This window comes from Streptomyces sp. S07_1.15 (assembly GCF_020739505.1).
Classification (GTDB): domain Bacteria; phylum Actinomycetota; class Actinomycetes; order Streptomycetales; family Streptomycetaceae; genus Streptomyces; species Streptomyces xinghaiensis.
Genome location: NZ_JAJBZK010000001.1, coordinates 5,992,054 through 6,016,355 on the forward strand (window position 1 = coordinate 5,992,054; position 24,302 = coordinate 6,016,355).

A 24,302-nucleotide genomic window follows, 5' to 3' on the forward strand; every position below is an offset into this window, starting at 1 on the left:
TCCACCCCCTCCAGCCCCGCCACCCCCCGACCGCCCTCACCCCGCCCACGGCAAGGAGCCCGACATGCGACGCAGAACCATCCGCACCCCGGTACGCACCCTGATCGCCACCGCGGTGGCCGGCAGTCTCCTGGCGGCCTGCGCCGGGGCCGGCGGCACGGCCTCGGAGGACGGCTCGATCAATGTGCTCATGGTCAACAACCCGCCGATGACCGAGCTGCAGAAACTCACCGCCGAGCACTTCACCAAGGAGACCGGCATCGAGGTCAACTTCACGGTGCTGCCCGAGAACGACGTCCGCGACAAGATCAGCCAGGACTTCTCCAACCAGGCCGGCCAGTACGACGTCGCCACCATCAGCAACTACGAGGCGCCGATCTACGCCGGCAACGGCTGGCTGCACGCCCTCGACTCCTATGTGGACGAGGACGAGGCGTTCGACCAGGACGACGTCCTGGAGCCGATGCGGCTCTCGCTCACCGGCGAGGACGGCAAGCTCTACGGCCAGCCCTTCTACGGCGAGTCGTCCTTCCTGATGTACCGCCGGGACGTCTTCGAGAAGCACGGGCTGACCATGCCCGAGAAGCCCACCTGGCAGGAGGTCGCGGACCTCGCCGAGCAGGTGGACGCCGAGGAGAAGGGCATGAAGGGCATCTGCCTGCGCGGACTGCCCGGCTGGGGCGAGGTCATGGCACCGCTGACCACGGTCGTCAACACCTTCGGCGGCACCTGGTTCGACGAGGACTGGAACGCCCGGCTCACCTCCCCCGAGTTCACCGAGGCCACCGAGTTCTACGTGGACCTGGTGCGCGAGCACGGCGAGGCGGGGGCCGCCCAGGCCGGGTACGCCGAGTGCCTGAACAACATGACCCAGGGCAAGACGGCCATGTGGTACGACGCCACCGCCGGCGCCGGATCGCTGGAGGCCTCCGGCTCCCCCGTGAAGGGCAAGATCGGTTACGTGCCCGCCCCGGTGGAGGAGACCGAGAGCTCCGGCTGGCTCTACACCTGGGCGTGGGGGGTGCAGAAGGCTTCGGACAACGCCGACGACGCCTGGAAGTTCATCTCCTGGGCCTCCGGCAAGGAGTACGAGGAACTGGTCGGCGAGGAGATCGGCTGGGCCAACGTACCGGCCGGGAAGCGCGCCTCCACCTACGAGCGCCCCGAGTACCGCAAGGCGGCGGGAGCCTTCTCCGAGGTGGCCCGGACCGCCATCACCGGGGCCGACCCGCGCGACCCGGGCGTGCAGAAGCGGCCCGCGCCCGGCATCCAGTTCGTCGGCATACCCGAGTTCACCGACCTGGGCACCAAGGTCTCCCAGGAGATCAGCGCGGCCATCGCCGGACGCAAGTCGGTGAAGCAGGCGCTCGCCGCCTCGCAGCGGCTGGCCGAGGCGGTCGGCAAGGAGTACCGGAACAAATGACCGGACAGCTCACCGCGGCCTCCCCGCCGCCCGCCGCCTCCCCGCCCCGCGCGCCCGCGCAGGCCCCGGCCGCCCCCGCGCGGCTGCGGGCCTGGGCCACCCGCGCCCCCCTGCTGCCCGCGCTGGTCTTCCTGATCGCCGTCACCCAGCTCCCGTTCGCGGCGACGCTCTTCATCTCCGTGTTCGACTGGTACGCACTCGACCCCGGCGGCCGGGAGTTCACCGGGCTGTCCAACTACGGCACGGTGCTCTCCGACCCGCGGCTGCGGTCCTCCGTCGTCACCACGGTGGTGCTCACCGTGTCCGTGGTGCTGGCGAGCCTGCTCCTGGGGCTCGGCCTGGCGCTGCTGCTGGACCGGTCCTTCCGCGGCCGGGGCGTGGTGCGCACGATGCTCATCGCCCCCTTCCTGATCGTCCCCGTGGCCGCCGCGCTGCTGTGGAAGCACGCCCTCTACAACCCGGAGTACGGGCTGTTCAACGGGGCCCTCGCCTGGCTGGGCGGGCTCTTCGGCGTGGACGACCCCGTCCAGCCCGACTGGCTCTCCGACATGCCGCTGCCCGCGGTGGCGGCGTCCCTGGTGTGGCAGTGGACGCCGTTCATGATGCTCATCCTGCTGGCGGGGCTGCAGAGCCGGCCGCTGGAGACGGCCGAGGCGGCCCGGCTGGACGGCGCCGGCTCCTGGCAGGTGTTCCGCTATCTGACGCTGCCGCACCTGCGGCGCTATCTGGAACTGGGGGCGCTGCTGGGCTCGATCTACATCGTGCAGCACTTCGACGCGGTGTTCACCCTCACCGCCGGGTCGCTGGGCACCGCCAACCTCCCGTACACGATCTACCACACCTTCTACAAGGCCCATGAGTACGGCCTCGCCTCGGCCGCGGGGGTGCTGGTCGTCATCGGCTCGATCGCCATCGCCGTCTTCGCCCTGCGCGTGGTCTCGTCCCTGTTCAGCGAGGAGGTGTCCGGGTCATGACCGCCCCCGCTCCCGCCCCCGTCCCCGCCGCGCCCGCCGCGCCGGCGGCGGCGTCCGCCCCCGCCGGGCCCCCCGGCCGTACCGTCCCGCATCCGGCGGTGCGGCGCGCCCGGCGCCGGAACACCGCGCTCGGGATGCTGGCCTGGCTCGCCGGCATCGTGTTCTTCCTGCCGGTGGCCTGGATGACCCTCACCTCCCTGCACTCCGAGGCCGACGCCGCGACCAACCCGCCCTCGCTCGCCGCCCCGCTCACGCTGGAGGGCTACCGCGAGTTCTTCGCCGCCGGCGCCGCCGGCCCCTGGCCCTCGCTGGCCAACTCGGCGATGGCGTCGCTCTTCTCCACCGCCGCGGTGCTGCTGCTGGCGTTCCCGGCGGCGTACGCCCTGTCCCTCCGGCCGGTGCGCAAATGGCGGGACGTGCTGTTCTTCTTCCTGTCGACGAAGATGCTGCCGGTGATCGCCGGGCTGCTGCCGGTGTACCTGTTCGCCCGGAACACCGGGCTGCTCGACAACATCTGGCTGCTCGTCCTCCTCTACACCTCGATGAACCTGCCGATCGCGGTGTGGATGATGCAGTCCTTCCTCGCCGAGGTGCCCGCCGCCCTCATCGAGGCCGCACAGCTCGACGGGGCGCGGCTGCCCACCGTCCTCGGCCGGGTGATCGCCCCGCTCGTGGGGCCCGGCATCGCCGCCACCGCGCTGATCTGCTTCATCTTCAGCTGGAACGAGATGCTGTTCGCCCGGGTCCTCACCGGGGTGACCGCGCAGACCGCGCCGGTCTTCCTGACCGGTTTCATCACCAGCCAGGGGCTGTTCCTGGCCAAGGTGTGCGCCGCCTCCGTCGTCATCTCCCTGCCGGTGCTCGCCGCGGGGTTCGCCGCCCAGGACAAACTCGTTCAGGGCCTGTCTCTGGGAGCCGTCAAGTGAGAGCCGCCGTCATCGAGTCGCCCGGCAAGGCCGTACTGGCCACCGTCCCCGACCCCGCTCCCGGGCCCCGGGAGGTGGTCGTCAAGGTCGCCGCCTGCGGGCTGTGCGGAACCGATCTCCACATCCTGCAGGGCGAGTTCGCCCCCTCGCTGCCGCTGGTGCCGGGGCACGAGTTCGCCGGCGAGGTGGTCGGCACCGGCAGCGCCGTCAGCGAGCTGAAGGCCGGCGACCGGGTGGCGGTGGACCCCTCGCTGTACTGCCAGGAGTGCCGCTACTGCCGTACGGGACGCAACAATCTGTGCGACCGGTGGGCCGCCATCGGCGTGTCCGCGGCGGGCGGCGCGGCCGAGTACGCCCTCGCCCCGGCCGCCAACTGCGTCAAGCTCCCGGACCACGTGGGCCTCCAGGACGCCGCGCTCATCGAGCCGCTGTCCTGCGCCGTGCGCGGCTATGACGTGCTGTCGGCGCGGATGGGCGCCCATGTGCTCATCTACGGCTCCGGCACGATGGGCCTGATGATGCTGGAGCTCGCCAAGCGGACCGGGGCCGCGAGCGTCGACGTCGTCGACATCAGCGCCGAACGCCTCGCCACCGCACGCAAGCTGGGCTGCTCCGGCTCGGCGGCGGCCGCCGCCGAGCTCTCCCGGCCCGGGGGCTGGGACGTCGTCATCGACGCCACCGGCAACGCCGCGGCGATCCAGGACGGCCTGGGGCGGGTCGCCAAGGCCGGCACCTTCCTGCAGTTCGGGGTCGCCGACTACGCCACGACCGCCGTCATCGAGCCGTACCGGATCTACAACCAGGAGATCACCATCACCGGCTCGATGGCCGTCCTGCACAGCTACGAACGTGCCGCGGAGCTCTTCGCGGCGGGCGTCATCGACCCCGGGGTCTTCATCAGCGACCGGATGCCGCTGGAGCGTTACCCGGAGGCGCTGGAGCGGTTCGCGGCGGGGGAGGGCCGGAAGATCGTGGTCGTGCCGTGACGCCGCGGGCGGGCGTCCGGCCCGGACGCCCGCCCGCGCGGTCCCGTTCCGTTCCGTTCCCGTCCGCGGACCGCGCCGTTCCGGCCGTAGAGTCCGGAGAATGAGACGAGCACGCACCGGTTCCCTGGTCAGCGACGGCCGCGGCCTCATCCTGCACGCGTTCCGCCGCGTCCCCGAGGACACCCGCTTCCGCGAGGCCGGGATCGGCATGTCCCTCGTGGCGCTGTGGCACGGTGACAGACTGCTGATGGTCTACGAGCGGGACCGCGCCACCTGGGAGCTGCCCGGCGGGGGCATCGAGGACGGGGAGAGCCCGCGCGAGGCGGCGGTCCGCGAACTCGCCGAGGAGTCCGGCCAGGTCGCCGACGAGCTCTGCTTCACCGGCTACGGGCTCTACACCCTGGGGCGCCGGCGGCGCCTGGTGTACGGGGCCGTCTACACCGGACGGACCTCGGTGCCCCGCCCGTTCACCCCGAACGAGGAGATCGCCGCCATCCACTGGCGCGCCGCCGCGGAGCCCCTCTCCGGCCGTGTCCAGCCCGTGGACGAGTACCTGGCGGCCCTCTGCGCCGCCGCACGGGACACGGAACCCCGGCCCCCGGCCTGAGGACCCCCGGCCTGAGGACCGCCGCCCGCGCCTCCGGGCGGCGGGGGACGGTGCGGCCGGACGGGCGCGGCCGCACCGGTGCGGCCGGTCAGTGCGGCCAGCGGGGCGGGTTGGTGCAGAAGTGGCCGCCGAGATGGGCGTGGTCGGGGTTGTCCGGGTCGAGGGCGCCCTGTTCGGCGACGAGCTTCGCCGCGTACGGCTCCGAGTCGTCCCGCGGCTCGTAGCCCAGCGCCCGGGCGGAGGAGAGGTCCCACCACAGGCGGGTGTTGGCGGAGCTGCCGTAGACGACGGTGTGGCCGACGTCCTCGGCGGTCAGGGCCGCGTGCAGCAGCCGGGCGGCGTCCGGCGGGCTGAGCCAGAGGGAGAGCATCCGGACGGTGGTGGGCTCGGGGAAGCAGGAGCCGATGCGGAGGGAGACGGTCTCGATGCCGTGCTTGTCCCAGTAGAGGGAGGCCAGGTCCTCGCCGAAGCACTTGGAGAGGCCGTAGAAGGTGTCGGGCCGGTGAGGGGCCTCGACGGGCAGCGGCGGGGCGTCCTCGCCGGCGGGGCGGGGGAGGAAGCCGACGGCGTGGTTGCTGGAGGCGAAGACCACGCGGCGCACGCCCTCTTCACGGGCGGCCTCGTAGAGGTGGTAGGTGCCCCGGATGTTGGAGTCGAGGATGTTCTCGAAGGTGGATTCGAGGGAGATCCCGGCGAGATGGACGATCGCGTCGACACCGCGGACCGCTTCCCGGAGGGCCTCCCGGTCGGCGAGGTCGGCCGTGACCGCCTCGGTGCCGTGGGGGACGTCCGGCACCGGCACGCGGTCGAGCAGCCGGAGGGTGTAGCCGTACGGGGGCAGCAGGTCGCGCATCAGGGTGCCGAGGCCGCCGGCGGCTCCGGTGAGCAGGACGGTGCGGTCTGCGGGCATGGCGGTGTCTCCTCGGGAGGGCGGCGGCCGGCGGGCCGGGGGCCGGTTCGGGGCGGACGTGGTGTGCGGCCGTGCGCGGCGGAGCCTGTTCACGATCTCCGGGGAAGACTCTGCCATCGTGTAGTAAGCGCTGTCATCCCCCCGTGGCCGCTGTCTTGACCGCTTCCGGGCGCCGCCTTAGCGTGACCGCTTCCGCGGAGGGTCCGCCGGCCGAGCGGGCGGCGGGCCGGTGAGGAGACGACATGCGAGCCTCGGCCTTTCTCTACCCCTGGGACGTGGTCGGTGATCCGTACGCCCCGGTCCGGCTGGCCCGGCTGGGGGTGCGGCAGGTGACGCTGGCCTCCGCCTACCACTCGACCCGCGCCCTGACACCCCGCCACCCCCGGCACCGGATCGTCACGGCGCGCCACTCGGCGGTGCTCTACCCGCCCGACCCGGCCCGCTGGTCGGGGCGCGTGCTGAGACCGTACGAGCAGCGGTGGACCGAGGGCCGCGATCCGTTCGGGGAGGCGGCGGAGGCGCTGGCCGGGGCGGGGCTGGAGGTGCACAGCTGGGTGGTGCTGGCGCACAACTCCCGGCTGGGCGAGGAGCATCCGGAGACCACCGTGCGCAACGCCTACGGCGACCGGTATCCGTGGGCGCCCTGCATCGCCCGGCCCGAGGTGCGGGAGTACGCGGTGGAGCTGGCCGCCGAGGCCGCCGTACGGCCCGGGGCGCGCGGCACCGAACTGGAGTCCTGCGGCTGGTACGGCCTGGCGCATCTGCACGCGCACGACAAGACGGCCGGGGTCGCGCTCGGCGGCGCCGGGCACTATCTGATGTCGCTCTGCTTCTGCGAGGTCTGCGAGGAGGGGTACGCCGGGGCGGGCGGGGATCCGGAACGGCTGCGGGCCGCGGTGGTGACGGCCCTGGAGCCGCTGTGGCGCGGGGAGCCCGGACCGGAGGCGGGCCCGGCCGGGGACCGGGACGCGGAGTGGGCGGCGGTGGAGAAACTGCTCGGGGAGGAACTCGCCGATGTGACGCGCCGCTGGCGCCGGAGCGTCGCGGGCGGACTCCGGCGGGCGGCGGTCGCAGCGGTGCGCCGGGCGGCGCGGCCGGGGTTCCAGGTGCTGCTCCACGCCGACCCGGCCTGGCACCGGTGCGGGGCCAACGCCGGCGCGGACCCGGAGGATCTGCTGGAGTACGCCGACGGCGCCGTGCTGCCCTGCGCGGGAGGCGAGGGCGGACGGGCGGCGCGGGCGGCCGTTCTGGACCCGTTCGTCCGGGTCCGGCCCGAAGGGGCGGTCCTCGCGGCGAACTTCACGGTCGTCTCCGGTATGGGCGGCAGCCCGGCGACGCTGGCGGCGGACGCGGCGCACGCGGCCGGACTGGGCGCGGACGAACTCCGGCTCTACCACGCCGGACTGGCCTCCGACGCCGACCTCGCGCAGGTCGGGGCGTTCCTCGGCTGAACGGGCGGGCCGGGCGGCCCGGTTGGCGCCCCCCGGTCCGCCGGGGGCCGCGGACATCTCGTGGTGCGCGGGGCATTGACGGGACGGCGGCCCGGCCCTAGCTTCATCGCGTCGTCCTTCGTACGTCATATATGAGACGCGATACGCGAGATCTGAGAGCCTTCATGGTCACTGCGCCCGGCCCGCTCCCCGCCACCCCGGCCCCGATCCCCTCCCGCACCCAGGTCGTGCTGGAGGCCGTCAAGCACGCCATCCTCACCGGCCGGCTGAGCCCCGGCCAGGCGCTGGTGGAGACGGAGCTGGCGCAGCGGTTCGGCGTCTCCAAGACCCCGGTGCGGGAGGCCCTGAAGACGCTCGCGGGCTCCGGGCTCGTCGTCATGAACCAGTACAAGGGCGTCACCGTGCGGACCGTGGACGCCGCCATGGCCCGCGAGGTCTACGACGTCCGGCTGCTGCTGGAGCCGGAGGCGCTGCGCCGCTCCGTCACCCGCGAGGCGTCGCTGGAGGAGGCCCGGGAGGCGCTGGAGCGCGCCGACCACTCCTCGGACCGGGCCGACCGGAGCCTGGCCAACCGGGACTTCCACCGGGCGCTGTACCTGCCGTGCGGCAATCCGCTGCTCGCACGGATGCTCGACGATCTGCGCGACCAGGCGGCGCTGGTGTCGGCGGTCGCCTGGGCGTCGGTGCCGTCCTGGGAACGGGAGGCGCGCGAGCACCGGGAGATCCTGCGCACGGCGCTCGCGGGGGACGCGGACGGCGCGGCCCGGCTGCTCCACGACCACATCGGCTCCTTCGTGCGGCGGGCCTTCCCGGACGCCGTACCGGATGCTGCGGCGCCGGACACGGCGGTGCCGGAGCGGCCCGCCGCTCCCTGACCGCGGTCCGGACGGCGTCCGGCGCCGGCCACGCCTCGGACCGCGCACCACCCGCACCACACGACCCGCACCACACCGCACCACCCGCACCACCCGCACGGCACGACGGCAGCACCGGCCGGAGCATCACCGGCCAACCGCGGTACCGGTCCACCGAGTCGCCCGGGCCGGCGCCACGATCCGGCACCCGCACCGCACGCAACACCGCACCGCACCGCACAGCACGCAATCAGCACCGCACCGACGGCCCGTCACCACCCGGCGGGCCGCCATCCAGGCGACGGACCGCCCCGCGAACGGCGGCCCGGAGCGCAGACCGCGGCACGCGCCGCGCACGGAAAGGGCGGACAGCATGGACCAGGCACGGCTGAAAGCGGCTCTCGCCGAGGTCGTGGCGATACCGGTGACGCCGTTCGGCGCGGAAGGCCGCGTCGAACGGGCCACCTACCGCGCGCTGCTGCGCCGGCTGCTCGACGGGGGAGTCGTCACCGTCACCCCGAACGGCAACACCGGGGAGTTCTACGCCCTCACGCCCGAGGAGCGGCGCACCGTCGTCGAGGAGACCATGGCGGAGACCGGCGGGCAGGCGACCGTCGTGGCCGGGGTCGGCCACGACGTGCCCACCGCCGTCGGCGCCGCCCGGCACGCCCGGGACTGCGGCGCCGAGATGGTGATGGTCCATCAGCCGGTGCACCCGTACGTGTCGCAGGACGGCTGGGTCGACTACCACCGCGCCATCGCCGAGGCGGTGCCCGAGCTGGGTGTCGTCCCGTACATCCGCAACGAGCTGCTGGACGGGGAGCGCATCGCGCGGCTCGGCGAACTCTGCCCCAATGTGGTCGGCGTGAAGTACGCGGTGCCGGACGCGGCGCGGTTCGCGGCGGTCGCCCGGGACGCGGGCCTGGACCGGTTCACCTGGGTCGCCGGACTGGCCGAGCTGTACGCGCCGTCGTACTGGGCGGTGGGGGCCACCGGCTTCACCTCCGGTCTGGTCAACGTCGCCCCCCGGCTGTCGCTGGCGATGCTGGTGGCGCTGCGCGCCGGGGACTACCCCGCCGCCATGGAGGTCTGGGAGCGCGTACGGGAGTTCGAGGCGCTGCGCGCGGAGCGGCAGGCGGCGAACAACGTCAGCGTCGTCAAGGAGGCGATGGCCGTTCTGGGCCTGTGCCGGCGGGAGGTGCGGCCGCCCAGCCGGCCGCTGCCCGAGCCGGAACGCGGCCGCGTCGCGTCGCTGCTGAAGGGATGGGACCTGCGATGAGCGGGCCCGGGAACACCGGCGGTACCGGGGCGGCGCCCCGTCCGGACGGCCGCCCGTCCGCGGACGCGGCCCGGCGCGAGCGGGTGAAGAGCCCGGAGGAGCTGCGGAGCCACGCCTGGTACGGCACCGGCGGACTGCGGTCCTTCAGCCACCGGGCCCGCACCCGCCAGCTCGGCTACCTGCCCGAGGAGCACCTGGGCAAGCCGGTCGTCGCGGTCCTCAACACCTGGAGCGACATCAACCCCTGCCACCAGCATCTGCGCGAGCGCGCGGAGGCCGTGAAGCGGGGCGTCTGGCAGGCGGGCGGCTTCCCGCTGGAGTTCCCGGTGGCCACGCTCTCGGAGACCTTCCAGAAGCCGACGCCCATGCTCTACCGGAATCTGCTGGCGATGGAGACCGAGGAACTGCTGCGCTCCTATCCGGTGGACGGTGCCGTGCTCATGGGCGGCTGCGACAAGACCACACCGGCGCTGCTGATGGGCGCCGCCTCAGCCGGGCTGCCCGCCGTGTTCGTCCCGGCCGGGCCGATGCTGCGCGGCCACTGGCGCGGCGAGACCCTCGGCTCCGGCACCGACATGTGGAAGTACTGGGACGACAAGCGCGCCGGGCTCATCGGGGACCGCGAACTGGCCGAACTGGAGTGCGGCCTGGCCCGCTCGCCCGGCCACTGCATGACCATGGGCACCGCCTCCACGATGACGGCCGTCGCCGAGGCCCTGGGGGTGACCGTGCCCGGCGCCTCCTCGATCCCCGCCGTGGACTCGGGGCACAGCCGGATGGCCGCCGCGGCCGGACGCCTCGCCGTCGAACTGGTGTGGCAGGACCTGCGGTTGCCGGAGCTCCTGACCCGCGAGGCGTTCGAGGACGGCATCGCGACCGCCGTGGCGCTCGGCGGTTCGACCAACGCCATCATCCATCTGATCGCGATGGCCGGCCGCTCGGGCGTGAAGCTCACCCCGGACGACTTCGACGCCATCGCCCGCCGGGTGCCCGTCCTCGCCAACCTCCGCCCCGGCGGCGCGTATCTGATGGAGGACTTCCACTACGCGGGCGGGCTGCCGGGCCTGCTGGCACGGCTCGCGGAGGCCGGGCACCTCCACCTCGGCCGGCCCACCGCCGCCCACGCCACGCTGCGCGAGCAGATCGCCGGGGCCCTCGTCCACGACGACGACGTCATCCGGCCCCTGGACGATCCGCTGGCCGCGGAGGGCGGCATCGCCGTACTGCGCGGCAATCTCGCCCCCGACGGTGCCGTGATCAAGCACATCGCCGCCGAGCCCCGGCTGCTGCGGCACACCGGGCCCGCCGTCGTGTTCGAGAACTACCGGCAGCTCCAGGACCGCATCGACGACCCGGCGCTCTCCATCACCGCCGACAGCGTGCTCGTACTCCGCGGCTCCGGCCCGCTCGGCGGCCCCGGGATGCCCGAGTACGGGATGCTGCCGATCCCCGCGTACCTGCTCAAGGAGGGAGTGCGCGACATGGTGCGGCTCTCCGACGCCCGGATGAGCGGCACCAGTTACGGCGCCTGCGTGCTGCACATCGCCCCCGAGTCGCACGTCGGCGGGCCGCTGGCGCTGGTCCGCACCGGCGACCCCGTCACCCTCGACGTACCGGCGCGGCTGCTGCGCCTGGAGGTGGACGAGGTTGAACTCGCCCGCCGCCGCGAGGAGCTGAGGCCGCCGCCCGCCCCGTACGTGCGCGGCTACGGCGCGCTCTACCAGCGGCACATCACCCAGGCCGACACCGGCTGCGACTTCGACTTCCTGGCCCGGCCCGGCGAGGTCCCCGAACCCTACGCGGGCTAGCGGCCCGCGCCGCGCCCCCGCGCCTCCGCCGAGCCGCCCTCCGTCCCCGTCCGCCGTCCCGTCGAACGGGACCGCCGCACCCCGCGTAGTAAGCGCTTAACCCCTCAACCCCTCAACCCCTCACCCCCTCAACCCGACACCGGCACACCGCACCCGACCCGCACACCCCACCCCGACCCCCGCACCCGCTCGCCCCGCTCGACGTGAAGGAGCAGTCATGGCCCTCGCCGTGGCGAAGGAACCCCGCGGGACCGGCCGCCGCCGGGCGGGCGGCCCGGCCCGTCTCCCGTATCTGCTGATCTCACCGGCCGTGCTGCTCATGCTGGGCTTCCTCGCCTATCCCATGATCAGCGTCCTCTACTACAGCCTCCGGCACTACAACGTCACCAAGCCCTGGCGGAACGGCTTCGCCGGCCTCGACAACTTCTCCGCCCTCCTCGCCGACGACCTGTTCTGGCAGAGCCTGGTCTTCAGCGCCCAGTGGGTCGGCACCGAGGTCTCGCTCCAGCTCGCGCTGGGCCTGGCGCTGGCGCTCATCGTCAACCAGACGTTCGTGGGACGCGGCATCTCCCGCGCCCTGGTCTTCTCGCCCTGGGCCGTCTCCGGCGTGCTGACCACCACCATCTGGATGCTGCTCTACAACCCGTCCACCGGCGTCAGCCGCTATCTCGCGGACGCCGGCGTCGGCTCGTACGGCACCTCGGTGCTCTCCGACCCCGGGACCGTCTTCTGGGCCGCCGTCCTCGCCGAACTCTGGCGCGGCGTCCCCTTCTTCGCCATCCTCATCCTGGCCGATCTGCAGTCCATCCCCCGGGACCTCTACGAGGCGGCCTCCGTCGACGGCGCCGGGCGGATGCGGCAGTTCCTGCACATCACCCTGCCCCACCTCAAGGACGCGATCGTCCTCTCCACGCTGCTGCGGGCGGTGTGGGAGTTCAACAACGTCGACCTGCTCTACACCCTCACCGGCGGCGGACCGGCCGGCGCGACCACCACGCTGCCGCTCTACGTCGCCAACACCGGCATCCACGGGCACGACTTCGGCTACGCCTCCGCGCTCACCACCGTCGCGTTCGTGATCCTCCTCTTCTGCTCGATCCTCTACCTGCGGCTCAGCAAGTTCGGGGGCGACCGCTGATGACCACCACCGCCATCACCGACCAGGGCTCGGCCACCGGGGCACGCACCGGAGCGCACACCGGAGGCGCGCCCCCCGCGCGCCGCCTCCGGCGCGGTCCCGGCACCGGCGGCGGCCCGGCCGGGGAGCGCACGCCGCGCTGGCAGATCCACCTGCCCCTCGGGCTGTATCTGCTCTTCACCCTGGTGCCGTTCTACTGGATGCTGCTGTTCGCCCTGCGCCCGGCGGGCTCCACCTCACTGGTGCCCTGGCCGGCCACGGCCGCGCACTTCGACAAGGTCTGGAACGACCTGGGCTTCGCGGTCTTCTTCCGCAACAGCCTGCTGGTCGGCGTCGCGTCCCTGGTGATGACCACGGCCGTCGCACTGGCCGGCGGCTACGCCCTGGCCCGGTTCCGGTTCCGGGGCCGGAACGGCTTCATGCTGGCGCTGCTGTGCTCGCAGTTCATCCCGGGCGCGCTGATGCTCGTACCGCTCTTCGAGATCTTCCGCGAGCTGGCCCTCGTCAACTCGCTGTGGAGCGTGGTCATCGCCGAGACCGTCTTCCAGCTGCCGCTCTCGCTCATCCTCATCAGCGGGTTCATCCGCAATGTGCCGGCCGAACTGGAGGAGGCCGCCTGGGTCGACGGCTGCGGGCGCTTCCGGGCCTTCTGCGCGGTGGTGCTGCCGCTGCTGCGGCCGGGGCTGATCGCGGTCGGTTCCTTCGCCTTCGTGCACAGCTGGAACCACTTCCTCTTCGCGCTGATGTTCCTCAGCTCGCAGGAGAAGTACACGATCCCCGTCGGACTCAACTACACGATCGGCGCGGAGAGCGTCGACCTGGGCGCGCTGGCCGCGGGCGGCGTCGTGGCCGCCGTACCCGTGGTGATCGTCTTCGCCTTCATCCAGAAGTGGCTCATCGCCGGCTTCAGCGCCGGGGCGGTCAAGGGCTGAGCCGCCCGGAGGCGGCCAGGGACAGGACATCGGGGAGAGACATGACGGCAGTTGACGGAGCGAACGCCGGGCCGGCCGGGCCGGGCACCGTACCGGACGCGGTGCTCCGCGCCGGGCCGGTCGCCGGGCCGGTCACCGGGCCGGACGCCCGGCCGGAGGCCGGGCCCGCGGACGGACCGGACGGGCCGGTGCCCGTGGTGCTCGCCGGCGGGCGCGGCCACGGCTCCTGGCATCTGGAGAACCTGCGGCGGCTCGAGGCGGCCGGGCGGGTCCGGCTCGCCGGGGTGTGCGAACTCCAGCCGCTCGCCGCGGAGGAACTGGCCGGCTTCGACGGGGTCGAGCAGTCCCCGGACCTCGCCGGGCTGCTGGAACGGACCGGCGCGCGGATCACCGTCGTCTGCACACCGATCCACACCCACACCGAGCTGGCGCTCACCGCCGCCCGCGCGGGCTCGCACCTGCTGCTGGAGAAGCCGCCGACCCCCTCCTACGAGGACTTCCGGCGGCTGACCGGGGGACTCGCCGCGGCCGGCACCGCCTGCCAGATCGGCTTCCAGTCGCTGGGCTCGCACGCCCTGGACGCCATCGCCGGGCTGATCGGCGGCGGCGCCGTCGGCCGGGTGCGCGGCATCGGCGGCGCGGGGGCCTGGGTGCGCGGCGAGGACTACTACACCCGCGCGCCCTGGGCCGGACGGCGGACCCTCGGCGGCCGGGACGTCGTCGACGGGGTCCTCACCAACCCCCTCGCGCACGCCGTCGCCACCGCGCTGCGCATCGACGGCAGCGACCGGGCCGAGGACCTGGCCGGGATCGAACTGGAGCAGTACCGGGCCCACGCGATCGAGGCGGACGACACCTCCTGCCTGCGGCTGACCACGGCACGCGGCACCCGGATCACCGTGGCCGTGACCCTCTGCGCCGAACGGACCGCCGATCCGTATCTGCTCGTCCACGGCGACCGGGGCCGGATCACCTTCTGGTACACGCGGGACCGGGTGCTGGTGCAGCGCGCCGGGCACGCCCCGGAGGAACGCCTCTACGGCCGGACGGACCTGCTGGAGGACCTGCTCGCGCACCTCGCCACCGGCTCGCCCCTGCTCGTACCGGCGCACCGCACGGGCGCGTTCACCCGCGTCGTCGAGGCGGTCCGGACCGCGCCGCCGCCGGTGCGGCTGACGGAGCCGGTCTGGCATCGGGCGGACGGACCGGCCTGGCGCAGCGGGGGCACGGCACCGCGGCGGGTGATCTCCGGTGTCGACGAGCTGGTCGCGGCGAGCGCCGAGACCCTCTCCCTCTTCTCCGAACTGGGCGCGGACTGGGCCGTACCGGCCGGGGTGCCCGGTGGAGAGGGGGAACGGCGGCCGTAGCCCCCGGGACCGCCGGGCGCGGCACACGGCCGGCCGGTCCACGAGCACGCCGGCACACCACCGCGCCGGCACGCAGGCACCCGTACGCGGGCACAGCAGCACACCGCGGGGCCGGGACCCCCGCGTCACCGAACCGAGAACCGAGAACCGAGGAGAGCCGAGATGACGACAGCACACCGGGACCAGCGCCCCGGCCCACGCCCCCGGAGAGCCGTACGGCCCGCCGCGGCCGTGGCCCTCACCGCCGTGCTCGCCCTGACCGCGAGCGCCTGCGGGGACTCCGGCGACGCGGCCGGGGGAGAGGGCGACGGCAAGGGCACCGTCGAGTTCTGGGACAACAACGGCGGCGTCCGCACCCCCGTCTGGAAGAAGATCATCGCGGCCTTCGAGAAGAAGCACCCGGACATCGACGTGAAGTACGTGCCGGTGCCGATCACGGAGGTGCAGTCGAAGTACGACACCGCCATCGCCGGCGGCGGGCTGCCGGACGTCGGCGGCGTCAAGACCGCGGATCTGGCGAACATGGTGGCGCAGGGCGCGCTGGAGCCGGTCGGCGACCGCATCGAGGACGGCCCGCTCAAGGGCAGGCTGTCGAACGGCATGGTGGAGAGCGTCCGCGCCGCGGGCGGCGAGGGCGACGAGATGTTCTCCGTGCCGACCTCCGCCAACCAGAGCGTCCTCTGGTACCGCACGGACCTCTTCGAGAAGGCGGGGCTGGACGCGCCCGACGACTGGGAGACGTTCTACGAGGCGGCGGAGAAGCTGACCGACGCGGAGGACAACAAGTTCGGCTTCACCATCCGTGGCGGCGCCGGATCCGTCGCCCAGGCGCTGGACATGATGTACGCCCAGTCCGGCGTCGACACCTTCTGGGATGGGGAGAAGACCACGGTCAACGCCCCGGAGAACGTCGAGGCGCTGGAGCGGTACACGGACCTCTACAAGAAGGCCACGCCCGCCGCCGACCTCAACAACGACTTCACCAAGATGGTCGCCCAGTTCGGCAGCGGCGACATCGGGATGCTGCTGCACAACCTGGGTTCGTACCCCGACCACGTGAAGGCGTTCGGCAAGGACCGGATCGCCGGCATCCCGCTGCCGCCCTCGGCGGACGGCGCGCCGCGCACCATTCCGTCCAACCCGGTCGACGGGCTGGGGCTGTTCCGGAGCAGCGACAACAAGGCCGCGGCCTGGAAGTTCATCGAGTTCGCCGTCTCCCACGAGATGAACAGCCTCTGGAACGAGGAGGCGGGCGCCATCCCGGCCCGTACGGACGCCGTCGGGGACGCCTGGATCGAGGACGCGGCGCCGGTGAAGGCCGCCATGGAATCCGTCAACGACCCCCAGACGAAGATCGTCCAGCTGCCATACCACCTGCCGGACTGGAACCACATCAGCAAGGCCGGGACCGAGCCGGACTTCCAGAAGCTGCTGCTGGGCGAGATGACCGCGAAGGAGTTCGCCGACAAGCTCGCCGGACTCCTCAACGAGGCCCGGGCGGAGTGGAAGGAGCAGCAGGAGAAGTGAGCCTCCGATTCCTTCCGTTCCCCCACGATCCCCAGGAGTCCGACATGCCGAGAGCGTCACGTCATGTGCGTGCCGTGGCCGCCCTGCTGTGCGGCGCCGCGCTCGCCCTGTCCCCCGCCCCGGCCGGGGCCGCGGCACCGGCCCCGCCCGCCCCCGCTCCCGTCCCCGCCCCGTCCGGCGGCCGGCCGGTGCTGCCGGCCGGTGACGGCTGGGCCTCGGCGGAGGGCGGCACGACCGGCGGCGCGGCCGCCGACGCGGACCACGTCTTCACCGTCCGCACCCGGGCCGAGCTGGCCGCGGCGCTGAACGGCGGCGATCCCACCCCCAAGGTCATCCGGATCGCCGGCACGGTCGACGCCAACACCGACGACGCCGGCCGGCCCCTCTCCTGCGCCGACTACGCCACCGACGGCTACACCCTCGACGGCTATCTCGCCGCCTACGACCCGGACAGCTGGGGCGACGCCGACCCCTCCGGGCCGATGGAGGACGCCCGCGCCGCCTCCGCCGCCCGCCAGGCGGAGCGGGTGCGGCTGGCCGTCGGCTCGAACACCACCATCGTCGGCGCGGGGCGCGGGGCCCGCCTGCTCGGCGCGAGCCTTCAGGTCAGGGCCGCCGAGAACGTCGTCATCCGGGGCGTCACCTTCGAGGACGCGTACGACTGCTTCCCGCAGTGGGACCCCACCGACGGCGCCGACGGCAACTGGAACTCCGAGTACGACAACCTCGTCGTATACGGCTCCCGCCACGTCTGGATCGACCACAACACCTTCACCGACGGCCGCCGCCCCGACAGCGAACAGCCGCGCTATTTCGGCGTGCTGTTCCAGCAGCACGACGGCGAGCTGGACATCGTGCGCGGCGCCGACCTCGTCACCGCCTCCTGGAACGTCTTCGCCGACCACGACAAGACCCTGATGATCGGCAACAGCGACAGCGCGGGCGACACCGACCGGGGCCGGCTGCGGGTGACCCTCCACCACAACCTCTTCCGCGACGTGGCCGAACGGGCGCCCCGGGTGCGTTTCGGGCAGGTCGACGTCTACAACAACCACTATCTGACGACCGGCGACCGCTACGGCTACAGCTGGGGGGTCGGCTTCGAGTCCCGGCTCGTCGCCGAGGCCAACGCCTTCACCCTGCCGGACACGGTGGACCCCGCGAAGGTGATCAAGAGCTGGAAGGGCACGGCCCTCACCGAGCGGGACAACCTGGTGAACGGGGAGGCCGTGGACCTGCTCGCCGTCCACAACGCCGGTGTCCCGGAGGAACGGCTCGGGGACGACGCGGGCTGGACCCCGGAGCTCCGGCCCCGTGTCGACCACCCGCGCGCCGTCCCGCACCTGGTGGCCCGGCACGCGGGCGCCGGCCGGCGCTGAGCCGGGCGCACGGCCGCGGTCCCGGCCCCGGGCGGGGTGCCGGGACCGCCGGGGCCGGCCGGTCCCTCCGGTGCTTCCGGGAGTCCGGCCGGCCCGGGCACGCCGCACGCCGCACGCCCGCGCCCGCGGGGAGCACGCCCCCGGGGCCCGGGCGCTCGGCGGAGCACCGGGAGCCGAGCCTTGACCCTCTCCACGCCCCGGAAATAGGGTCCAAGGGTATTCAGCATCAGGAACAGCGTTCAGTATCTCGAACGCCGCCTACGTGGTACGAGCTGGAGGAACCGCAAGTGGCCACAGCAGTGTGGAGCGTCGATCCCCGGACCGGGAAGCAGCGGGAGGAAGTGGCCGTCGAGGCCACGCCCGCGGAGGTCGACGAGGCCGTGCGCGCCGCGCACGCGGTCCGCGGCAGTCTCGCCGACCGCTCCGTGCGCACCGCCTTCCTGCGCACGGCCGCCGACCTGCTGGACGAGGCCGGTGACCATGTCGTCGAGGCCGCCGACGCGGAGACCGCGCTCGGCCCCGGCCGGCTCACCGGCGAGCTCGCCCGGACGACATACCAGCTCAGGGCGTTCGCCGACCTCGTCGACGAGGGCTCCTTCCTCGGCGCGATGATCGACCACGCCGACCCGGACCTGAAGCCCGTTCCCCGCCCCGACCTGCGCCGCTACAAGGTCCCGCTCGGTGTCGTCGCCGTCTACTCCGCGAGCAACTTCCCGCTCGCCTTCTCCGTCCCGGGCGGGGACACGGCCAGCGCGCTCGCCGCCGGCTGCCCCGTCGTCGTCAAGGCGCACCCCGACCACCCGGCGACCTCCGAACTCTGCGCCTCCGTGCTGCGCCGCGCCGCCGTACAGGCGGGGCTCCCGGCCGATGTCGTCCGCCTGGTGCACGGCTTCGAGGCGGGCGTCGAGCTGATCAAGCACCCGCTGGTCTCGGCCGCCGGGTTCACCGGGTCGGTCCGCGGCGGCCGGGCGCTCTTCGACGCGGCCGCCGCCCGCCCCGTCCCCATCCCGTTCCACGGCGAGCTGGGCAGCCTCAACCCGGTCGTCGTCACCGAGGCCGCGGCGGACGAGCGCGCCGAGGAGATCGGCACCGGCCTCGCCGGGTCCATGACCCTCGGCACCGGGCAGTTCTGCGTCAAGCCGGGCCTGGTGCTGGCCCCCTCCGGCGCCGCCGGGGACCGGCTGCTGTCCGCCCTCACCGACGCGGTCAGCCGGACCGAGGCGGGGGTGCTGCTCGACACCCGGATGCGCGACAACTTCGTCCGCGGGGTGCGCGAGCGGCTGGACCTCCCCGGGGTCGGCAGCCCGGTCACCCCCGGCGAGAGCGGCGAGCTGGCCGTGGGCGCCGGGTACCTCACCGTCCCGGCGGCGCGGCTCGCCGGGGGCGACGCCCACGAGCTGCTGCTGGAGGAGTGCTTCGGCCCCGTCACCGTCGTCGTCCGCTACGAGAACGCGGCCGAGGTCTCCGCGGTCCTGGAGCGGCTGCCCGGCAACCTCACCGCCACCGTGCACATCGGCGAGCGGGAGGCGGCGGAGGAGAACGGCTCCGGCGCGCGGCTGCTCGCCGAGCTGACCCCGCTGGCCGGCCGGCTGCTGGTGAACGGCTGGCCCACGGGCGTCGCCGTGGCCCCGGCGCAGCACCACGGCGGTCCCTACCCGGCCACCACCTCCACCTCCACCTCGGTGGGCTCCACCGCGATCGAGCGCTGGCTCCGCCCGGTGGCGTACCAGAACACCCCGCAGGCGCTGCTGCCCCCGGAGCTCAGGGACGGCAACCCGCTGGGCCTCCCGCGCCGCGTCGACGGCCGTCCGGAGCTCTGACCGGAACCGCGTCCCCCGGCGCCCGCGGGCCCCGGGGGACCTGTTCGGCGTAACGGACCGGCGCCGGAGGGAGACGCCCGCCCGCGGCCGGAGAGCGGCCGGAGAGAGGGGCGCGGCCGCACCCCGCGCGGACTCCCCGCCGGACACGGAGTGCCGCCCGCCGCGGAAACGGGACAATGGGGGCATGCCGGAAGGGAATGCCGCGGTGCACGAGGCGTACGACGCCGTCCGGACCCGTATGACGGACGGCCGCTACGCCCAGGGGCAGATCCTCACCCCGGAAGCGGTCGCCACGGAGACGAGCCTCCCGCTCCCGGCGATCAAGGCGGCCTTCGGGCGTCTGGCCGAGGAGAACGCCCTGCGGTTCCATCCGCCCCAGGGCGCGCTGATCCTGCCGCTGGACCTGGAGGAGGCCCGCGATGTCATGGAGGCCCGGCTGCTCCTGGAGATGTTCGCGATCGACTCCGTGGTCGCCCGCGGCCGGGAGCACGCACGCCGGCTGGGCCGGGCGCTCGAACCGCTGCTGCACGAGAAGGACACCTCCGAGGCGACCCTGCTCCAGGCCCGGCAGTTCCACGGGGAGCTGGTCGCGGCGGCGGGCAACGCCGTGGTCGCCCTGATGCACGAGACGCTCTGGGACCGCAGTCTGCACGTCGCCGCGGCCTCCACCGCCGGGCCGGACAACCGGCGCGGCAACGTCGCGGAGCACCGGGCCATCGCCGAGGCGCTGTGCCGCGGCGAGGGCGCCCGGGCCCGCCGGCTGGTGTACGAGCACATCGCCGCCATCCTGCGCCGCGTCGGCGTCGGCGACGAGCTGGCCCTGCCGCGCCCGGCGGACGCCTGACGCCGGACGCCTGACGCCGGACGCCTGACGCCTGACGCCGGGCGCCTCCGCGGCCCGTCGGGCAGCCGGCCCACGGCCACAACCCCGTGGACGGGAGGACGCCGTCCCGCCCATAGTGGCTGGTATGGAGACCACTCTGGGAGGGGCGCACTTCGCGCCGAAGTCGACCTATCTCAACACCGCTTCGATGGGACTGCTGCCCCGGGAGGCCGCGGCCGTGCTCCGGGAGGGGGTCGACGGCACCGCCGACGGCCGTCCCTCGCCCGATCTCGGCTTCCCCTCGGTGGACCGGGCCCGTGCGGCCTTCGCCCGGCTGGCCGGGGTGGACCCCGGGCGGGTGGCCACCTCGGGCGCCGTCGCCGTCCACACCGGCCTCATCGCCGGCTCACTGCCGGAAGGGGCCGAAGTCCTCATCGCCGACGGGGACTTCAGCTCGCTGGTCAACCCCTTCGCCGTCCGTCCCGATCTCAAGCTGCGCAGTGTGCCGCTCACCGCCCTGGCGGACGAGGTCCGGCCGGGTACGGCGCTCGTCGCCGTCAGCGCCGTCCAGTCCGCCGACGGCCGGATCGCCGACCTCGCCGCGATCCGTGCGGCCGCACGCGCCCACGGCGCCCGTACGCTCGTCGACGCCACCCAGGCCCTCGGCTGGTTCCCGGTGGACGCCGGAGACTTCGACTACACCGTCACCGGCGCCTACAAGTGGCTGCTCTGCCCGCGCGGGGTCTCCTTCCTCACCGTCCCGGAGGACGGCGGGGGCCTGCGCCCGGTCTTCTCGGGCTGGACGGCGGGGGAGGACCCCTGGGAGAGCTGTTACGGCCCGGTGCGCCGGCTGGCCCGCACCGCACGCCGGTTCGACGAGAGCCACGCGCTGCTGGCGTATCTCGCGGCCCCGGAGGCGCTGGCGGTCATCGAGGAGACCGGCCCGGAAGCCATCCGCGCCCACAACCTCGCGCTCGCCGAGCGCTGCCGTGCCGGACTGGCCGGGCTGGGCTACGAGCCGGGGTCCGCGATCGTCGCCGTGCCCGGGCTGGGCCACGCCGAGGAGACGCTGGCGGCGGCGGACGTCCGCGTGGCCATCCGGGCCGGCAATCTGCGGGCGGCCTTCCATCTCTACAACACCGCCGCCGACGTGGACCGGCTGCTCGACGTCGTCTCGGGCCTCCCGGCCCGCCCCTGAGCCGGCCCCGGGTACGCGACGGCGGCCGTCACCGGGAACGCCTCCCGGCGACGGCCGCCGTCACTCGCCCAGTGGGAGCCCGATCCGGACGTGCCCCTCCCCCTTCCGCGAGGAGGCCGCGGCCCGGACCCAGGTCACACCCTGCGAGCCTGGGTCATCTCGCTACTTCACCGGCGTGAACTCCCGGGCACCGAGGAACTCGGGCCGGCGGATGGGGGCCGCGAAGGGCTCCACAGCCGGGTTCTCCACGCTGTTGAAGACGATGAAGACATTGCTCCGCGGGAACGGGGTGATGTTGTCCCCGGAGCCGTGCATGCAGTTGCAGTCGAACCAGGTCGCCGAACCGGCCTTGCCGGTGAACAGCTTGATGCCGTGCTTCTCGGCGAAGCCGGACAGCGCCTCGTCGGACGGGATGCCCGCGTCCTGCATCTGCAGCGACCGCTTGTAGTTGTCCTTCGGGGTCTCGCCGGCGCAGCCGAGGAACGTCTTGTGCGAACCCGGCATGATCATGAGACCGCCGTTGGTGTCGTAGTTCTCGGTCAGCGCGATCGAGACGGACACCGTGCGCATGTTGGGCAGGCCGTCCTCGGCGTGCCAGGTCTCGAAGTCCGAGTGCCAGTAGAACCCGGAGGCACCGAACCCCGGCTTGACGTTGATCCGGCTCTGGTGGACGTAGACGTCCGAACCGAGGATCTGGCGGGCGCGGTCCAGCACCCGCGGGTCGCGGACCAGCCCGGCGAAGACCTCGCTGATCTTGTGCACCTCGAAGACCGACCGGACCTTCTGCGACTTGGGCTCGACGATCGAACGCTCGTCGGCCTTCACCTCGGGATCGGTGACCAGCCGGTTCAGCTCGTCGCGGTAGACCGCGACCTCGTCAGGGGTGATCAGCTGGTCGACCGCCATGAAGCCGTCACGGTCGAAGTCGCTGAGTTCGTTCTCGGAGATCGGGCCGGGGGTTCCGGGAGCCGACCACACGACCGGGTCCACCCGCGGGGTGGCCACCTCCGTGGCGCCGCGGGTCGGGTAGAGATCGGTCGTCCGCTCGGGTGCGATGGTCATGGTGCTGCACCTTCTCCTCTCGTTACGTCCCTGCTTCTGTCCGTTTCCCTCGTCGGGGTCGGTCAGCCCTCTTCGGGCTCGGTGAGCAGCGGGTAGACACCGTTCTCGTCGTGGTCCTCACGGCCGGTGACCGGCGGGTTGAAGACGCAGACGCAACGGAAGTCCGTCTTCGGCCGCATCGTGTGGCGCTCGTGCCCGTCCAGCAGATACATCGTGCCGGGCTCGATCCAGTGCTTCTCGCCCGTTTCCTCGTTGGTGAGTTCGGCCTCACCTTCCACGCACAGCACCGCCTCGACGTGGTTGGCGTACCACATCTTGGTCTCGGTCCCCGCGTAGAGCGTGGTCTCGTGGAGGGAGAAGCCCACCCGCTCCTTGGCGAGGACGATGCGCTTGCTCTCCCAGGTGCCCGACTGCGACTTGATGTGCCGGTCGGTGCCCTCGATGTCCCTGAGGGATCGGACGATCACGGTGTTCTGCCTTTCTGTTTCTACGGTCGGCGATACGCGGGCCCGGGGCAACCCGGCAAACAAGCCGGATTGCCCCGGGGAGATGGCTCAGACCGTCTCGCGTACCGCCCGGGCGAGGATCCGCAGACCCTCGTCCAGCTCTTCGGGGGTGGTGGTCAGCGCGGGCAGCAGCTTGACGACCTCGCTCTGCGGCCCCGACGTCTCGACCAGCAGCCCCAGCTCGAAGGCGCGCTTGCACACGGCGCTCGCGCGGGACTTGTCGGTGAACTCCATGCCCCACACCAGACCGCGGCCGCGCACGACGCCGCCGAGCCGCGGGTGCTCCTCGGTGATCGCCGTGAGCGCCTGCTCGACCTGCTCGCCGCGGCTGATGGTCTGCTTCTCCATCTGGCCGTCGGCCCAGTAGGTGTCCAGGGCCGCGGCGGCCGTCACGAAGGCCGGGTTGTTGCCGCGGAAGGTGCCGTTGTGCTCACCCGGCTCCCACACGTCCAGCTCAGGCTTGAACAGCGTCAGGGACATGGGCATCCCGTAGCCGCTGATGGACTTCGACAGCGTCACGATGTCCGGCGTGATGCCCGCCTCCTCGAAGGAGAAGAAGGCACCCGTACGGCCGCAGCCCATCTGGATGTCGTCGACGATCAGCAGCATGTCCCGGCGCCGGCACAGGTCGGCCAGGGCGCGCAGCCAGTCGGCGCGGGCGACGTTGATGCCGCCCTCGCCCTGGACCGTCTCGACGATCACGGCGGCGGGCTGGTTGAGCCCGGAGCCCTGGTCCTCCAGCAGCCGCTCGAACCACAGGAAGTCCGGGACCTTGCCGTCGAAGTAGTTGTCGAACGGCATCGGGGTGCCGTGCACCAGCGGGATGCCGGCGCCGGCGCGCTTCATGGAGTTGCCGGTGACGGCCAGCGAGCCGAGGGACATGCCGTGGAAGGCGTTGGTGAAGGAGACGATCGCCTCCCGGCCCTTCACCTTCCGGGCCAGCTTGAGCGCGGCCTCGACGGCGTTGGTGCCCGTCGGGCCGGGGAACATGACCTTGTACGGCAGGTCGCGCGGCCGCAGGATCGAGTTCTGGAAGGACTCCAGGAACGCCCGCTTGGCGGTGGTGCCCATGTCCAGGCCGTGGGTGACGCCGTCGCGCTCCAGGTAGTCCAGCAGCGCGCGTTTCAGCACCTCGTTGTTGTGGCCGTAGTTGAGGGCTCCGGCGCCGGAGAAGAAGTCCAGGTAGGTGTGGCCGTCCTCGTCGTACATGTAGCTGCCCTTGGCCCGGTCGAACACGGCCGGCCAGCCGCGGCAGTAGCTGCGAACCTCGGATTCGAGGCTCTCGAAGACACTCAGGGCGGGCGGGGTGATGGTCACAGCGAACTCCAGGGA

Annotated in this window: 21 protein-coding genes; 17 read left to right on the forward strand and 4 right to left on the reverse strand. The window is 73.1% G+C overall.

The genetic code is table 11. The features are described from left to right. The first annotated feature begins 64 nt into the window (after positions 1-64). From LIX60_RS25705 to LIX60_RS25725, 5 genes are all read left to right on the forward strand, one after another. Positions 65-1,423, forward strand: coding sequence for a sugar ABC transporter substrate-binding protein (locus LIX60_RS25705; protein WP_227961019.1), 1,359 nt, complete (start codon positions 65-67; stop codon positions 1,421-1,423). Next, positions 1,420-2,397, forward strand: a complete 978-nt coding sequence (locus tag LIX60_RS25710; RefSeq protein ID WP_227961021.1) for a carbohydrate ABC transporter permease — start codon at positions 1,420-1,422, stop codon at positions 2,395-2,397. Before LIX60_RS25705 ends, LIX60_RS25710 begins: the two co-directional genes overlap by 4 nt. Then, on the forward strand, positions 2,394-3,323 hold the full coding sequence (locus LIX60_RS25715) for a carbohydrate ABC transporter permease (RefSeq protein WP_374117919.1): 930 nt from the start codon (positions 2,394-2,396) through the stop codon (positions 3,321-3,323). Before LIX60_RS25710 ends, LIX60_RS25715 begins: the two co-directional genes overlap by 4 nt. Then, complete coding sequence (locus LIX60_RS25720; protein ID WP_227961023.1) at positions 3,320-4,309, forward strand: zinc-dependent alcohol dehydrogenase family protein; 990 nt, start codon at positions 3,320-3,322, stop codon at positions 4,307-4,309. The genes LIX60_RS25715 and LIX60_RS25720 overlap by 4 nt, the downstream gene beginning before the upstream one ends. Before the next feature lie 100 nt (positions 4,310-4,409). Next, positions 4,410-4,916 carry an NUDIX hydrolase gene (locus LIX60_RS25725; protein ID WP_227961025.1) on the forward strand — a complete coding sequence of 169 codons (507 nt, stop codon included), beginning with the start codon at positions 4,410-4,412 and terminating at the stop codon, positions 4,914-4,916. A gap of 88 nt (positions 4,917-5,004) precedes the next feature. Here the strand turns inward: LIX60_RS25725 and LIX60_RS25730 are convergent, their stop codons facing one another. Next, positions 5,005-5,826: an NAD(P)-dependent oxidoreductase gene (locus tag LIX60_RS25730; RefSeq protein WP_227961028.1), complete on the reverse strand. Its 822-nt coding sequence runs from the start codon at positions 5,824-5,826 to the stop codon at positions 5,005-5,007. Between the two features lie 242 nt (positions 5,827-6,068). Here LIX60_RS25730 and LIX60_RS25735 point away from each other — a divergent pair, with 242 nt between their 5' ends. From LIX60_RS25735 to LIX60_RS25790, 12 genes are all read left to right on the forward strand, one after another. Next, complete coding sequence (locus tag LIX60_RS25735) at positions 6,069-7,277, forward strand: hypothetical protein (RefSeq protein ID WP_227961030.1); 1,209 nt, start codon at positions 6,069-6,071, stop codon at positions 7,275-7,277. A 164-nt stretch (positions 7,278-7,441) separates the two neighbouring features. Then, positions 7,442-8,152, forward strand: a complete 711-nt coding sequence (locus LIX60_RS25740; protein ID WP_227961032.1) for a GntR family transcriptional regulator — start codon at positions 7,442-7,444, stop codon at positions 8,150-8,152. A 352-nt stretch (positions 8,153-8,504) separates the two neighbouring features. Continuing rightward, positions 8,505-9,410: a dihydrodipicolinate synthase family protein gene (locus LIX60_RS25745; protein ID WP_227961035.1), complete on the forward strand. Its 906-nt coding sequence runs from the start codon at positions 8,505-8,507 to the stop codon at positions 9,408-9,410. Positions 9,411-9,493: 83 nt separating this feature from the next. After that, positions 9,494-11,218, forward strand: coding sequence for an L-arabinonate dehydratase (gene araD / locus LIX60_RS25750; protein WP_227962925.1), 1,725 nt, complete (start codon positions 9,494-9,496; stop codon positions 11,216-11,218). Positions 11,219-11,435: 217 nt separating this feature from the next. After that, positions 11,436-12,356, forward strand: a complete 921-nt coding sequence (locus LIX60_RS25755; RefSeq protein ID WP_019709607.1) for a carbohydrate ABC transporter permease — start codon at positions 11,436-11,438, stop codon at positions 12,354-12,356. Continuing rightward, positions 12,356-13,288: a carbohydrate ABC transporter permease gene (locus LIX60_RS25760; protein WP_308101822.1), complete on the forward strand. Its 933-nt coding sequence runs from the start codon at positions 12,356-12,358 to the stop codon at positions 13,286-13,288. The genes LIX60_RS25755 and LIX60_RS25760 overlap by 1 nt, the downstream gene beginning before the upstream one ends. Before the next feature lie 41 nt (positions 13,289-13,329). After that, positions 13,330-14,655 (forward strand): Gfo/Idh/MocA family protein, encoded by a 1,326-nt coding sequence (locus LIX60_RS25765; RefSeq protein WP_227961037.1) that lies wholly within the window; start codon positions 13,330-13,332, stop codon positions 14,653-14,655. A gap of 162 nt (positions 14,656-14,817) precedes the next feature. Beyond that, positions 14,818-16,182, forward strand: coding sequence for a sugar ABC transporter substrate-binding protein (locus LIX60_RS25770; protein ID WP_227961039.1), 1,365 nt, complete (start codon positions 14,818-14,820; stop codon positions 16,180-16,182). Between the two features lie 44 nt (positions 16,183-16,226). Then, on the forward strand, positions 16,227-17,561 hold the full coding sequence (locus LIX60_RS25775; protein WP_227961041.1) for a polysaccharide lyase family 1 protein: 1,335 nt from the start codon (positions 16,227-16,229) through the stop codon (positions 17,559-17,561). A 287-nt stretch (positions 17,562-17,848) separates the two neighbouring features. Then, entirely contained in the window at positions 17,849-19,381 is a 1,533-nt protein-coding gene (locus LIX60_RS25780; RefSeq protein ID WP_227961043.1) for an aldehyde dehydrogenase (NADP(+)), read from the forward strand. A 184-nt stretch (positions 19,382-19,565) separates the two neighbouring features. Next, on the forward strand, positions 19,566-20,225 hold the full coding sequence (locus tag LIX60_RS25785; protein WP_227961045.1) for a GntR family transcriptional regulator: 660 nt from the start codon (positions 19,566-19,568) through the stop codon (positions 20,223-20,225). A gap of 124 nt (positions 20,226-20,349) precedes the next feature. Beyond that, complete coding sequence (locus LIX60_RS25790; RefSeq protein ID WP_227961047.1) at positions 20,350-21,402, forward strand: aminotransferase class V-fold PLP-dependent enzyme; 1,053 nt, start codon at positions 20,350-20,352, stop codon at positions 21,400-21,402. Between the two features lie 162 nt (positions 21,403-21,564). Here the strand turns inward: LIX60_RS25790 and thpD are convergent, their stop codons facing one another. The 3 genes from thpD to ectB all read right to left on the reverse strand — a co-directional run bounded on the left by thpD (position 21,565) and on the right by ectB (position 24,287). Next, positions 21,565-22,464: an ectoine hydroxylase gene (thpD, locus tag LIX60_RS25795; protein ID WP_227961049.1), complete on the reverse strand. Its 900-nt coding sequence runs from the start codon at positions 22,462-22,464 to the stop codon at positions 21,565-21,567. Between the two features lie 62 nt (positions 22,465-22,526). Beyond that, positions 22,527-22,931, reverse strand: coding sequence for an ectoine synthase (locus tag LIX60_RS25800; RefSeq protein WP_019709613.1), 405 nt, complete (start codon positions 22,929-22,931; stop codon positions 22,527-22,529). Between the two features lie 87 nt (positions 22,932-23,018). Further along, positions 23,019-24,287: a diaminobutyrate--2-oxoglutarate transaminase gene (ectB, locus tag LIX60_RS25805; RefSeq protein ID WP_019709614.1), complete on the reverse strand. Its 1,269-nt coding sequence runs from the start codon at positions 24,285-24,287 to the stop codon at positions 23,019-23,021. Positions 24,288-24,302 lie beyond the last annotated feature (15 nt).